At 63.3% G+C, this 12,116-nt stretch carries 13 protein-coding genes; 6 read left to right on the top strand and 7 right to left on the bottom strand.

What is annotated here, in order from left to right:
• Nucleotides 1–12: 12 nt before the first annotated feature.
• Together DOD19_RS15455 and DOD19_RS15450 are read left to right on the top strand one after the other, a co-directional pair.
• Nucleotides 13–456 (top strand): thioesterase family protein, encoded by a 444-nt coding sequence (locus tag DOD19_RS15455; protein WP_024977123.1) that lies wholly within the window; start codon nt 13–15, stop codon nt 454–456.
• A 109-nt stretch (nt 457–565) separates the two neighbouring features.
• Nucleotides 566–787, top strand: coding sequence for a hypothetical protein (locus DOD19_RS15450; protein ID WP_009239453.1), 222 nt, complete (start codon nt 566–568; stop codon nt 785–787).
• A gap of 452 nt (nt 788–1,239) precedes the next feature.
• On the opposite strand, the gene DOD19_RS15445 is transcribed toward DOD19_RS15450, so the two are convergent.
• From DOD19_RS15445 to DOD19_RS15435, 3 genes are read right to left on the bottom strand one after another with little or no spacing between them, the layout of a single operon-like run.
• Entirely contained in the window at nt 1,240–1,827 is a 588-nt protein-coding gene (locus DOD19_RS15445) for a hypothetical protein (protein ID WP_112186396.1), read from the bottom strand.
• Nucleotides 1,824–2,441 carry a type VI secretion system amidase effector protein Tae4 gene (locus tag DOD19_RS15440; protein WP_024977121.1) on the bottom strand — a complete coding sequence of 206 codons (618 nt, stop codon included), beginning with the start codon at nt 2,439–2,441 and terminating at the stop codon, nt 1,824–1,826. The genes DOD19_RS15445 and DOD19_RS15440 overlap by 4 nt, the downstream gene beginning before the upstream one ends.
• Entirely contained in the window at nt 2,438–3,250 is an 813-nt protein-coding gene (locus tag DOD19_RS15435) for a PAAR domain-containing protein (RefSeq protein WP_239498016.1), read from the bottom strand. Before DOD19_RS15435 ends, DOD19_RS15440 begins: the two co-directional genes overlap by 4 nt.
• 229 nt (nt 3,251–3,479) lie before the next feature.
• Here DOD19_RS15435 and DOD19_RS15430 point away from each other — a divergent pair, with 229 nt between their 5' ends.
• Nucleotides 3,480–3,764 carry a hypothetical protein gene (locus DOD19_RS15430; RefSeq protein WP_112186392.1) on the top strand — a complete coding sequence of 95 codons (285 nt, stop codon included), beginning with the start codon at nt 3,480–3,482 and terminating at the stop codon, nt 3,762–3,764.
• 117 nt (nt 3,765–3,881) lie between these two features.
• The gene (locus DOD19_RS15425; RefSeq protein ID WP_112186391.1) at nt 3,882–4,538 is read left to right on the top strand and encodes a VOC family protein; all 657 of its coding nucleotides are present in this window, start codon (nt 3,882–3,884) and stop codon (nt 4,536–4,538) included.
• 14 nt (nt 4,539–4,552) lie between these two features.
• Here the strand turns inward: DOD19_RS15425 and DOD19_RS15420 are convergent, their stop codons facing one another.
• Nucleotides 4,553–5,437, bottom strand: coding sequence for a LysR substrate-binding domain-containing protein (locus DOD19_RS15420; protein WP_112186389.1), 885 nt, complete (start codon nt 5,435–5,437; stop codon nt 4,553–4,555).
• Nucleotides 5,438–5,541: 104 nt separating this feature from the next.
• On the opposite strand from DOD19_RS15420, the gene DOD19_RS15415 reads away from it, so the two are divergent.
• Nucleotides 5,542–6,150, top strand: a complete 609-nt coding sequence (locus DOD19_RS15415) for a LysE family transporter (protein WP_112186387.1) — start codon at nt 5,542–5,544, stop codon at nt 6,148–6,150.
• A gap of 15 nt (nt 6,151–6,165) precedes the next feature.
• Here DOD19_RS15415 and DOD19_RS15410 read toward each other — a convergent pair whose 3' ends face one another.
• Nucleotides 6,166–7,590: a coniferyl aldehyde dehydrogenase gene (locus DOD19_RS15410; RefSeq protein WP_112186385.1), complete on the bottom strand. Its 1,425-nt coding sequence runs from the start codon at nt 7,588–7,590 to the stop codon at nt 6,166–6,168.
• Between the two features lie 351 nt (nt 7,591–7,941).
• On the opposite strand from DOD19_RS15410, the gene DOD19_RS15405 reads away from it, so the two are divergent.
• A complete protein-coding gene (locus tag DOD19_RS15405) occupies nt 7,942–9,672 on the top strand; it encodes a GMC family oxidoreductase N-terminal domain-containing protein (protein WP_112186383.1) in 1,731 nt (576 codons plus the stop codon).
• A gap of 300 nt (nt 9,673–9,972) precedes the next feature.
• Here DOD19_RS15405 and DOD19_RS15400 read toward each other — a convergent pair whose 3' ends face one another.
• Nucleotides 9,973–10,881: an amino acid ABC transporter substrate-binding protein gene (locus tag DOD19_RS15400; protein ID WP_024977113.1), complete on the bottom strand. Its 909-nt coding sequence runs from the start codon at nt 10,879–10,881 to the stop codon at nt 9,973–9,975.
• A 257-nt stretch (nt 10,882–11,138) separates the two neighbouring features.
• Nucleotides 11,139–12,026, bottom strand: coding sequence for an amino acid ABC transporter substrate-binding protein (locus DOD19_RS15395; protein WP_112186381.1), 888 nt, complete (start codon nt 12,024–12,026; stop codon nt 11,139–11,141).
• Nucleotides 12,027–12,116 lie beyond the last annotated feature (90 nt).

The raw sequence follows: 12,116 nt of genomic DNA, 5'->3' as shown, positions 1-12,116 counted from the left end.
GCCCCCCCCCACATGACGACCACGCCATCCCTTTCCGATTACCCGCTGCATTCGACCGACAAGCTCCGCTACGGCGACACCGACCGCCAGGGCCACGTCAACAATGCCGTCTTCGCCACGTACCTGGAGACGGGTCGCGTTGAGATGCTCTTCTCGCCCGACAACCCGCTGGCCGCGCCCGGCTGCGAGTTCGTCATCGCGCAGCTCGTGCTCGATTTCCGTAGTGAAATTCTCTGGCCCGGCTCCGTGCAGATCGGCACGCGCGTGGCAAGCGTCGGCCGCAGCTCGGTCAAGCTGGAACAGGCCATCTTTCAGAATGGCCGCTGCGCCGCCACCTCGCAATCGGTGATTGTGCAGATCGACGTTGCCACGCGCCAATCGAGCCCGATTACCGATAGCGCCCGTCAGCGCCTTGCCGCGCTCACCGCTACCCCTGCCGGCGCAGAAGCGGAGTGACGCGCGCTGTACGCAAACGAACGCCCGCCGAAAATTTTTAACTTTGCTTGCACTTCCGCCGCTTGCCGGTGGGAAGATGGCTCTCCCGTTCAATCACGCGGAGGTGACCATGGGACTGTTGGATGAAGTGGGCAAGATCGCCGGCGCCGTCGCCGCCGTTGAAGCCGCCGAGAAAGTCGATCCGGATGCCGGCCTGCTGACCAAGGCGGTCGCCGCCGTCGCCGGTTTCAAGGGCGCGGGCGCGCTGGAAGAGATGATCGAAAAGAAGGACGAAGCCAAGGCCGAAGGCGCTGAGGCAGCTCCGGAAGATGGGGCCGCGCCGCAAGCCTGATTTGCTTGCAGGCTCAAAAGGATTTGGGGGACCCCGCCGGTTGGCGGGGTTTTTGTTTTATCGAACCGATGAGTCCGCTGCAGCCTTATGGTTCAACCCAATTGTCTGGAGCGCATATCTTCAGGGTTGGAGCGCATATCCAGCCACGAAGAACACGCCTGTCGCAATGACCAGCCCCAATAGTCGGAGCCATACTCGCAGCGCACTGGTGCCGGGACGGGCGCTAATCCAACCCGTTATGGCAAATAGCAGCGTGGGGCCAAGCAAGTAACCAAGCAGGGGAACAATCGCCCACCACGGCAGCCAGCAAGGGCCAATTTCATAGCAACCTCTTCCTGCGCGAGGTACAAGTTTGAAAGGCAGCCTGTATGACATCTGGCTGCTGACCTTTAGCGCCATCCACGTTGTGAGCAGTCCAACGGCAAGAAACAGCAACGCGAAACCAACGCGCCTCACTTTAAGCCTTCCTCACTTTGGTCATAGCGCAAGCGAGGATCACGAACGAAGGCGAATTTTTTGAGCATCACAGCACGATCCACCCAGCCATACCCCGATCTGCAGTGGATTTGGGTTCGTCCGACCGTTGGTCCTCCGGCTGTACAGCGTTCCCATTGCTTAATGAGAATCGACTGCTCCCGATTCGCGGGGGCATGGAACGCATATGCCTGCACATCTTCTTTGGCGACGACAGTTAGGTAGAAATCCGACTCCGGTTGTATCTCACGGATGCTGTAGAGGTATGCGTTCTCTTCTCGCAACTGATAGATGTAAGCGCTCATCGCCACCACGAGAGTGATGATGAGTTCAGCGCCAAGGACGAAGGTCCAGATGGCAGTACGGCTTCGCTTGAGTCGCAACGTAAGGCAAGTCGCGCACAGCAAGATGGCACCCACTAACGCACAGGAAAGTAGCAACCCTAGCCGCCTTTCGGCGCAGTCCTCTCCGCACACGGGAATGAAGTGCATGAAGGGCAGCGATAAGACGATGCCAATTGCGGCCCCAAAAAAAGAACCAAGTACTGCAGTTATGAGAGCCTTCACTTGATCTCCCAGAAGAGAATTTTCTTGGAGTTCCGCAAGTCCGAATACCAAAGACTATTGAAGCCAAGCCTGAATCGAAAAAAGGACGTCGAGGAAGGCGTCAACGTGTCTTTATTCCAGAGATCGATGTGACCACCACTAGCGCGATCCGATGATTCGCCATCGCGAGTCCAATATTCCCCGAAGAAGATGATGCCGGTACGTCCCTTCACCTTCATCTCCCAGTCCTTGCTCGTCACGTCCTGCGGTCTTTTAGGCAAGCCACAGAACGGTTGCAGATTCAGCCATATGGCCATTTCATCAGCCCGCGTTGCCGTGGCTTTTCCTTTTAGCAAGATACGCCCGATGGTGTCTTTGCCGGGTGGGGGTTTTATCACCTTCTCTGAGAACGATTTCATCTCTATACCAATGCGATGCAAGGTTGCGCTCATGCGGATTGCGCACTGATTTTTGTAGGCTCCAGTGGGGTCAGCATAGGGATCGCCCGTGACGTAGTTGTCCCATAAGTCCGCAAACGTCACCGCCGGCGCGTCTATTCGGCACACTGAGCCCCGCGTTGTATTGGTCCGAACCTGCGCCTTTTGTTTGAGCGGTTTGCGTTGCGCTGCCGTCATGCCGATTCCCCCGCTTGCATTGCCAGTGCCTCGTCGCCCCAGAGCACTGTGTATGGCTCGTCACCTTGCGTATCAATTCGCGGCAGCAATCCATTTGCGGGTATGCACCCAGAAAAAGCGCGGCCGTCTGCGGTTTCGATGTAGTACGGGATGCCCTCAACGCCCGGGGACACGAGATGCGTCTGTTCGTCGTACGAAGAACAGGCATTGAAGTGCCTTGTAGCCGACAGCGCAGTACGCAAAGGGTTGCTGCTTTCACCGAATCCCAGTGCAGCAAGCTCATGGTGCTCAAAACTCTGGAAGCTGTCGTTTTGAAACGCAATCATGACGGGTGGGGGCTGGCACTTGCAGATGCAGATATCCCCTTCAAGTGCCTGCTCTTTCTCCATCATGAAATCGGGCCATCGCGGCCCTTGTGCAGCGATCAAGCCAACGGTCTTGCATGCGTAGCAATAGACCTTGGCCCCAATGAATGTCAGCGCGGTACCGTTGTGCGTGCAGGTTTCCTCGCCTTCAAGCACTTCAGCTCCGGCGGTTGATCCATCGCCCTTCTTCAGAAAGTTGCGCCTCAAGTCAGCCTCCTCGTGGGTGTTAGTCCTCAAGGATTCTCTTGGCCGAACGAAGCGCCATGCGGGATTTGGCGAAATATTACGAATAGGATGGATGTATCCGATCGCTATAATCCCCACCGTCACCGCACCAACGGTGACCGGGTTTCGCAGCCCATTTCCTCCCTTTTTTCCCAGACGGACAGCCGCCTCCGCGCGGCGTTTTCGTGTCCGGTGCTTGTGCACGCCTATGCTTTTCATGGCGGGCCGGGCAGGGAGACCTTCGGGTCTGCCGGCAATGCTGGGATAGGAGGCCGGTCTGCGAACCCTGTCGTCAGGCCCGCCACCCTCGTTTCGCAGCGAATGGCGGGTCTCCTGCAATCACCACAGGAGGCCCCATGGCTACCGCACTCAGCGGGCATCGCCCCGCGTCTTACCCCTCTCCTCCCCCTTGGCGCTGCGTGCACCCCACGCAACCGGGAGGTGCCGCATGTCTCTGACCCAAAACCGCATCTACCTTGACGGTGCGGTCTCGGCACGCGCGTTTCTGTGCCGCACGCACAGCGTCATGCGCGACCCCGGTCATTGCCGGCCCGGCAGGCTGCGCGAGCAGCTCACGTACTTCTCGGAACACGCGTATCCGCAGGCATTCGTGAAAGGCTTTATCGATGCCATCGACGCGTATCTGTCGATGTCGCTCGGGGGGAGCGACGTGGACCCGCACACGTGGGAGGTGTTGGCCGCCATTGAGCGCCGGCGGGTCTCCGCCGCATAAGAACAGATAGACACGTCCCCGAGACGGGCGGGGATGCCGGCACGAGGCTGCAACGCCCTGAAAGGCGCTGTGGCATGCTGGGCTCTCCGGTTTCAGACCGATACAGCGGGAGCCATTTTGAAGCTCGATCACATTGCGTTCGTCGCGCAATCCCTCGACCAGGCGCAGGCGTATGCCTCGCAGTTGTTTGGCGTCGCGCTGCCTGCAGGCGGCAAGCATCCCTTGATGGGCACGCACAACTTGGTCACACGCGTCGCGCCCGGCGTCTTTCTGGAGTTCATCGCCATCGACCCCGAGGCGCCGCCGCCCAACAGGACGCGCTGGTTTGCGCTCGACCGCCTGACGCGGGAAGGCACGTTGGAAGAGGCGCCCCGGCTGTTCGGATGGGTCGCGAGCGTTCCGGATCTGGCGCGCAACGTAAGCGAATTACCGCAGCACGAATTGCTAGAAGTGACGCGTGGCGATTTGCGCTGGCATTTCTTCCACCGCAAGGACGGTGAAGCGGAAGCGGGCGGTTGCTGGCCCGCGCTGATCGACTGGTCAGGTGGCCAAAGCCCGGTCGACCGGATGCAGGACGTTGGGCTGCGCCTGAACCAATTCCAACTCGCACATCCGGAGATGCCGGCCATCCGCGCAAAGCTTCAGGGGCTGGGTTGGAATGCTTCCGAACCGGAGAACCGATACGTCGAATTGACCGAGGCGGCGCGACCGGCATTGACGCTTGTGCTCGATACGCCGAATGGGCGCGTGCAGATCGAAGGCGGCGGGCTGTAACTGCCGGCCACGGGTCAGGCGGCGCGCCGCTCCCCCACCCGCTGCCGCGTAGAGAACCCGTCGCGCACGCACTGGGCCAACGCCAGCGCAGCCGCGCTCGCACCTTGCGCGGGCAACAGCAGGCTGATCGCAAACATCGGCAGTTCAGGCAGGCCAGCTTCAGGCCCGAGGATGTCCAGGTCCGCCGGCACCGTCGGCGTCAGCCATGCCGTGACGGCCAGCCCGGTGCGCACCGTGGCGGTGGTCGCTTCAATGTTGCCGCTCTCGAACACCGTGCGCCATTCGATGCCGTGCTCGCCCAGGGCTTTCAGCACGCGGGCGCGGAAGGCGCAGCTCTCATCCACCATCGACAGGGGCAGCGGCCGTTTCGCATGCACGTTGCCGCCGCGCGGGCCAACCCACACCAGGCGTTCCACGCACAGGCATTCGCCCGTGGCTTCGTCCACCGGGGCCTCGACCACGGCGACGTCCAGCTCGCCGCGCGCAATGCCTTCCGCAAGCTCCGGCGAGGTGCCGCACACGATGGTCAACTCCACCGACGGCCACGCCTCGGTAAACGCCTTGAAGATCGGCGGGAAGATGGTGCCCACGAGGTCGTAAGGCACGCCCAGGCGCACCGGGCCCTGCAGCGGGCGGGCGGCCATGTCGGCCCAGATCTCGTCGTTGAGCGCGAGCAGGCGTTTGGCGCGGCCGAGGAAGCGCTCACCCGCGTGGGTGAGTTCCAGCCGCCGGCCGTCGCGCTCGAACAGGCGGCATTCGAAGGCGTCTTCGAGGCGCTTGATCTGTTGGCTGACGGCGCCCTGCGTGAGGTGCAGCGCGTTGGCGGCCACCGTCATGCTGGCGTTTTCGGCCACGGCAATGAAGGTGCGCACGAGGGTGATGTCGAGGTTCTTGGCCATCGAAGCATTCTAGATGCTAATGGGCTGCATCAAAAACCTTCGATTTGCTAATGGTTTTGCGCGCTCTACAGTGGGCCATCCGTCACCACCCAAGAGTGCCGACTATGGCCGTCGAAGCGTTTTCCTCCATCGCGCCGCTGGTGTTGTTTGCCGTGGTGTCTACCGTGTCGCCGGGCGGGGCCACGACGCTGGCGACAGCCTCCGGGTCGCAATTCCGGTTTCGGCGCTCGATTCCGCTCATGGTGGGCATTGCCGTCGGGCTGGCTTCGTTGGCCGCGGGTGCGGCAGCGGGCTTGGCCGGGTTACTGATGGCTGCGCCGGGGCTGCTGCTGGTGATGAAGGGGACGGGTTCGGCCTATCTGCTGTGGCTGGCGTGGAAAGTGGCGCGCAGCGGTCCGCCCAATCTCAATGCCGCCGCCACGGTGCCGACCACGCTGTTTGGCGGCGCCTGCCTGCTGTGGCTGAACCCCAAGGGCTGGGCGATGGCGCTGGGCGCGGCGGCTTCGTTTGCGATGCTGGTCAGCGGCCCGCTGCAGCTGGCGGCGCTGCTGGGCGCGACCTTTGGGTTGGCCGCGCTGGCGTCGCTGTCGCTGTGGTGCGCGGCCGGGATCGTGCTGGCGCGGCTGTTGAAGACGCCGCGCCAGTGGCGTGTGCTCAATGCGGTGCTGGGCATGCTGCTGGCCGTCTCGATCGTGCCGATGTGGCAGCCGTGATCGGGTGCCCGTCGATCAGCGCACCAAGAGCTTCATCATCGCCTCGAACGTCCTGCCGTACGGCGCACGGAAAAGACCGAGCCCGTTGATGGCCGATTGCCGGAACACCGGCTTCATCTTCGAGAACCGCTCGAACCCGTGGATGCCGTGGTACGCGCCCATGCCGCTGGCGCCCACGCCGCCAAAGGGCAGGTCGTCCTGCGCCACGTGCAGCAGCGTCTCGTTGATGCACACGCCGCCGGCAATCGTGCCGGCCATCACGCGGTCGACCGTGGCGCCGTTGCGCTCGAAGAGGTACAGCGCGAGGGGCCGTGGGCGGGCGTTGATGTAGTCCAGCGCTTCGTCCAGCGTGCGATACGGCACCAGCGGCAGCAGCGGGCCGAAGATTTCTTCCTGCATCACACGCATTGCCTCGGTGCCGCCCGTGATGAGCGCGGGCGGAAACTGGCGCGTGCCTTCGTCGGGCATGGCGTTGGTCAGCGGCAGGATCTGCGCGCCCTGCTCGCGAGCCTCGTCGGCCAGGCTGGCCATGCGCTGGAAGTGGCGTGGGCTGATGAGCGTGGTGTAGTCGCGGTTGCGCGCCATGTCGGGGTACATCTTGCCGACCAGCTTGCGTGCCGCATCGATAAAACGCTGCTCGGTGCCGGCGGGCAGCAATACGTAGTCGGGCGCCACGCAGGTCTGCCCGGCGTTGAGCAGCTTGCCCACCAGCGTGCGCTCTACCGCGCGGTCGAAATCCGCATCGGGCCCGATGATCGTGGGTGATTTGCCGCTCAGCTCCAGCGTGACCGGCGTGAGGTTGTCTGCCGCGGCGCGCATGACGTGGTGGCCGACGTTGGTCGAGCCCGTGAACAACAGGTGGTCGAACGGCAGTCGCGAGAACGCCTCGGCCACGGTGGCATCGCCATTGACGACGCCCACTTCATCAGCGGCAAAGGTGCGCTCGACCAGATCGGCAAACAGGGCGGAAAAGCGCGGCGTGTATTCCGACAGCTTGACCATGGCGCGGTTGCCCGCCGCCAGCGCAGACACCAGCGGCCCGATGGTCAGGTAGATCGGGTAGTTCCACGGCACGACGATGCCGGCCACGCCCAGCGGTTGCGGAATCAGCCGCGTGCTGGCGGGCCGGAACCACAGGCTCACGCCCCGGCGCTGCACGCGCATCCAGCGCTTGCCGTGCGAGAGCGCATGCTTGATGCCGTCCACGCTCGGGAAGATCTCCAGCAGGTCCGTCTCCTGCCGCGAGCGGTTGCCGAAGTCTGCGCTGACGGCCTGCGCGATGGCGTCGCGGTTGTCCATGACGACGCGCTTCAGACGCATCAGGCGGTCGCGGCGCACAGGCCAGGCAGGCAGCATGTCGGCCTGGTGGGCAGCGCGCATGGCTTCAAAGGTCTGCTGCACGCGAAGCAGGTGCGGGGCGGGCAGATCGGCAGGTTGCATGGGGGGCTCCTGGCAAGGTTGGCGGATCGGCGCAATTGCAAAGCAGTATGGTCGGCAGACGCCTTGGCGACGGTCTGATACAGCCGCCCGGTGTGCGGCATGCCCGGCCCGCGTGAGCGCGCGCAACCGTGTGCCAGCCCTGAATTGCTGCAATGCAATATCCTGCCGTTGGCGTCAGCTCAAGGGTTTGGGTGCTGCCTCCCGTCGCTTTGTTGCATGACATCGAACGATGCCTCTAATGCGGGTAAGCCCGGTCGTTTGAAACAACCCGGCGCGCCTAGGATGTGAACTCGTGACCGGCAATAAGCCGGCGGCGTCGCTCGCCCATTAGAAAACCATCCGGAGACACCCATGGCCACCGAATCGCAGACATCCGCGCTCACTTTCGACTACGTCATCGTCGGCGCAGGCTCAGCCGGTTGCGCGCTTGCCAGCCGGCTGACCGAAGACCCCGACGTGACCGTCGCGCTGCTGGAGGCCGGGCCGCACGACCATCACCTCTCGGTATGGGTGCCAGCCGGATGCGCGGCGTCGCTGCCGTTCAAGAACAAACGCAACTATGGATTTCAGACCGTGCCGCAAGCGGGGCTGGGCGGGCGTCAGGGCTATCAGCCGCGCGGGCGGGGGCTGGGCGGCAGCTCGTCGCTCAACGCGATGATCTACATCCGTGGCACGCCCAGCGACTACAACCACTGGGCGACGCTTGGCTGCACCGGCTGGAGTTGGAGCGATGTGCTGCCCTACTTCAAGCGCTCCGAAGGCAACGAACGCTTTGCTGGCCGCGATGACGACGCGCTGCACGGCGGCACCGGCCCGCTGCACGTAAGCGACCTGCGCACCGGCAACCCCATCGCACAACGCTTTGTCGATGCCGGCGTGGCAGCAGGCTACCGCCGCAACAACGATTTCAACGGTCCCGACCAGGAAGGCGTCGGCTCATACCAGGTCACGCAATACAACGGCGAGCGCTGGAACGCCGCGCGCGCCTATCTGCATGGCGGGGACAAGACAGACGCCACCTTCAGCCGCAACCGCCGCCAACTCACGGTGATGCCCGACACACAGGCACTGCGCATCGTCTTTGAGGGCAAGCGCGCGGCAGGCGTGACGGTGGAGCGCGGCGGGCGCACTGAAACGCTGCGCGCACGTCGCGAGGTGATCGTCTCATCAGGGGCGTTCGGGTCGCCGCAGTTGCTGATGGCCTCGGGCGTGGGCCCAGCGGAGCATCTGCGCTCGCTTGGCATTCCTGTCGTGCACGACCTGCCCGGCGTCGGCCAGAACCTGCAGGATCACCTCGACATCATCCTGCACAAGAAAGTCTTCAACCTGGATTTGATCGGCTATTCCGCGCGCGGCAGCGCCCACATGCTGGGCCAGATCCTGCGCTACCGGCGCGAGCGTCGCGGCATGCTGACGACCAACTTTGCCGAAGCCGGCGGCTTCATCAAGAGCCGGCCCGATCTGGCCGATCCCGATCTGCAACTGCACTTCGTGGTGGCCATGGCCGACAACCATAACCGCACGTTCAACTACGGCCACGGCTATTCATGCCACGTGTGCGTGCTGCGCCCAAAGAGCCGTGGTGAAGTGCGCCTGGCCACCGCCGACACGCGCGACGCACCGCTGATCGATCCGCGTTTCCTATCCGACCCCGACGACATGAACGGCATGCTTGCCGGCTTCCGCGCCGTGAAGAGCATCTTCGCGCAACGGCCGCTGGCCGATCTAGGCGGGCGTGAGTTGTATTCCGGGAACATCCGCGGCGATGGCTCCGACGACGAAGCCGTGCGTGCGCTGATCCGCCAGCACGCCGACACCATTTACCACCCCGTCGGCACCTGCAAGATGGGCAGTGCGGACGACGCCATGGCCGTGGTCGACCCGGAACTGCGCGTGCGCGGCCTCACGGGCCTGCGCGTGATCGACGGCTCGGTCATGCCCACGCTGATCGGCGGCAACACCAACGCCCCCATCATCATGATCGCCGAGCGCGCTGCCGACCTCATGCGCCAAGGCGGACGCCCGACGCTGAATGTGGTGAGCAGCATCCCGGCGCAAGCAGCACCGGCCGAGGTGCACTAAAAACGACCAGGGCGATGAACCGTAGCGTCGCCCTCCGCACACCGACGGTGTGGCCGTTGGAGCCCTAGATGGCGCCTTGAATTTCTGTTGCAGAGAGGAAAAGGAAGGGAAACTGTCTGAGCGAAGCGAGTTTTTCCCTTCCCCTCTCTGCGACATAAATTCAAGGGGAAGTCGCCATCTCGGGCGCGCCTTTCTATGCTTACTTTCTTTGGCAAGACAAAGAAAGTGAGTCAGCCCCGGCAGGGGATGAAACAAGGGATGCACCAACACCATCCATAGCCACCCCGCGTAAGCAAGACATTAGTTCCCCGCACTATCCGTAGGCGTATTAAACGAATCCCGCAGCAAATAACTCATCGGCACCTCCAGATTCACCCCATTCGGCGGAATCGGCTGCTGAAACCACTTCTTGTAGAGCTTCGGCACCTCGCCATCGACAATCAGCCGCGTCATCGACTGGTCGATCAGCTTCTTGAACTCCGGGTCCTGCTTGCTCAGCATGATCGCGTACGACGACACAAGCTGCGTCTTGCCCGTCAGGCGGTAGTCAGCCGGGTTCTTCGCGGTGGCGCGCATGCCCGAGAGCAGGATGTCGTCACCGGCAAATGCATTGGCGCGGCCATCGGCCAGCATGGCGAAGGCGCTGCGCAGGTCGTTGGCGTCCACCACGTGCATCGTCATGCCCGTCTCGTTGAGCTTGCGTGCGAGGTCGGCATTGGTCGATCCGCGCGCGGCCACCACCGTCTTGCCGTTCAGATCTTCCCATTGCTGGATCGGCGAGCCAGCCTTTACCAGCATGCGGCCCTTGGTGATGTAGTGCGGAATGGTGAAGGCGACCTTCTCACGGCGCTCGCGCGAGTTGTTGGTCGAGCCGCATTCCAGGTCGGCCTTGCCCGAAGCGACCACGTCCATACGCGTGGCGGCGGTCACCGGCACGTATTGCACCTTCAGGTCCGGGCGCTTGAGCGAGGTCTTGATCGTATCGATCAGGCGCGAGCAGATATCGATCGTGTAGCCGACAGGCTTGGTGCCATCGAGGTACGAAAACGGAATCGAGTCTTCCCGATACGCCACGTGCACCGTGCCCGAATCGCGGATGCGATCGAGCGTCGGGGTGGCGGCAACGGCGTTGGACGGGAAGACAGCGGTGGAAACAGCAGCAGGAATGGCAAGCGCGGCCAGCAGCCACGTGCGCGCAGCGAACGGCATCGTCAAAGGTCCTAGGAGAGGTTCGGGCTTCTAGTGGCCAGCCGACCGCATCGGGGCCCTATCGACGCGGCCGTGCGCGCAATCGATTGCCGGGCGATATCCGCCCGGCTGCGCAGCATTGGCTGGGGCGCGCCGTCACTCCCCCCGGGAATGCCAAAACGTGAAGCAATGTCACGCGCCGCCATGGGCGCGCATTATGCGCTGAATACGGGTATACCCTCAAGCACCTTCTCGGTGCATGGTTGATAAGCGTTGCGCTAGTCCGCCACCTTGTCGGTGGGGAACTTGAACGAGTCGCGCAGCAGGAAGCTCATCGGGATCTCCAGCTTCACGCCATTTGGCGGAATGGGCTGCTGGAACCACTTCTTGTAGAGCTTTTCCGCCTCGCCATCGAGGATCGTGCGTGACATCGCCAGGTCGATCACCTTCTTGAACTCGGCGTCGTCCTTGCCGAGCATGATCGCGTACGGCGCCACAGCCAGGTTGCTGCCGACGACCGCGTAGTCCGCCGGGTTGGGCGACGTCGCCCGGAAGCCATAGAGCAGCACATCGTCCATCGCAAACGCATCGGCCTTGCCGGCCGCCACCATGCCGAAGGCTTCAGCGTGGTCGCGGGCCTCCACCACGTTGACCTTGAGCACGCGCGCGTCGGCCATCGCGCGGATCTGCCCGCCGTTCGTGCTGCCGCGCGTGGAGACCACCGTTTTGTTGTTGAGATCTTCCCAGCGGTGGATGCCCGAACTGGTCTTCACCAGCATGCGGCTGCTGGCAATGTAATGCGGGATAGTGAACGCTACCTTCTCGCGGCGCTCGCGCGTGTTGTTGGTCGAACCGCATTCGAGGTCTGCGCGGCCCTCGGTGATGGCGGCGATGCGCGTGGCTGGCGTCACGGGCACGTACTGCACCTTCAGGTCCGGCCGCTTGACCGCCACCTTGATCGCGTCGACCAGCCGCGCGCAGAGGTCGATCGAATACCCCACCGGCTTGCCGCCATCGACATAGGAGAACGGTACGGAGTTCTCGCGATACGCCAGCCGGACGGCGCCGGTATCGCGGATGCGGTCAAGCACGGGGGATGCAGCCAACGCCTGGAAAGTGCACAACGCCAGGCCGGCCGCGAGCAATGCGCGGGTCGGGTGCGGCACGGAATGTCTCCTGTCTGGTTATTTTTCTGGTGCCGGCGCGCTCGCGCGGCTCCCCTACCCTAGGCGATGTGGTCTTTCATCCCGCTTTCA

This window comes from Ralstonia sp. GX3-BWBA (assembly GCF_003290055.1).
Classification (GTDB): domain Bacteria; phylum Pseudomonadota; class Gammaproteobacteria; order Burkholderiales; family Burkholderiaceae; genus Ralstonia; species Ralstonia holmesii.
This window is presented reverse-complemented; position numbering and strand designations above follow the sequence as displayed.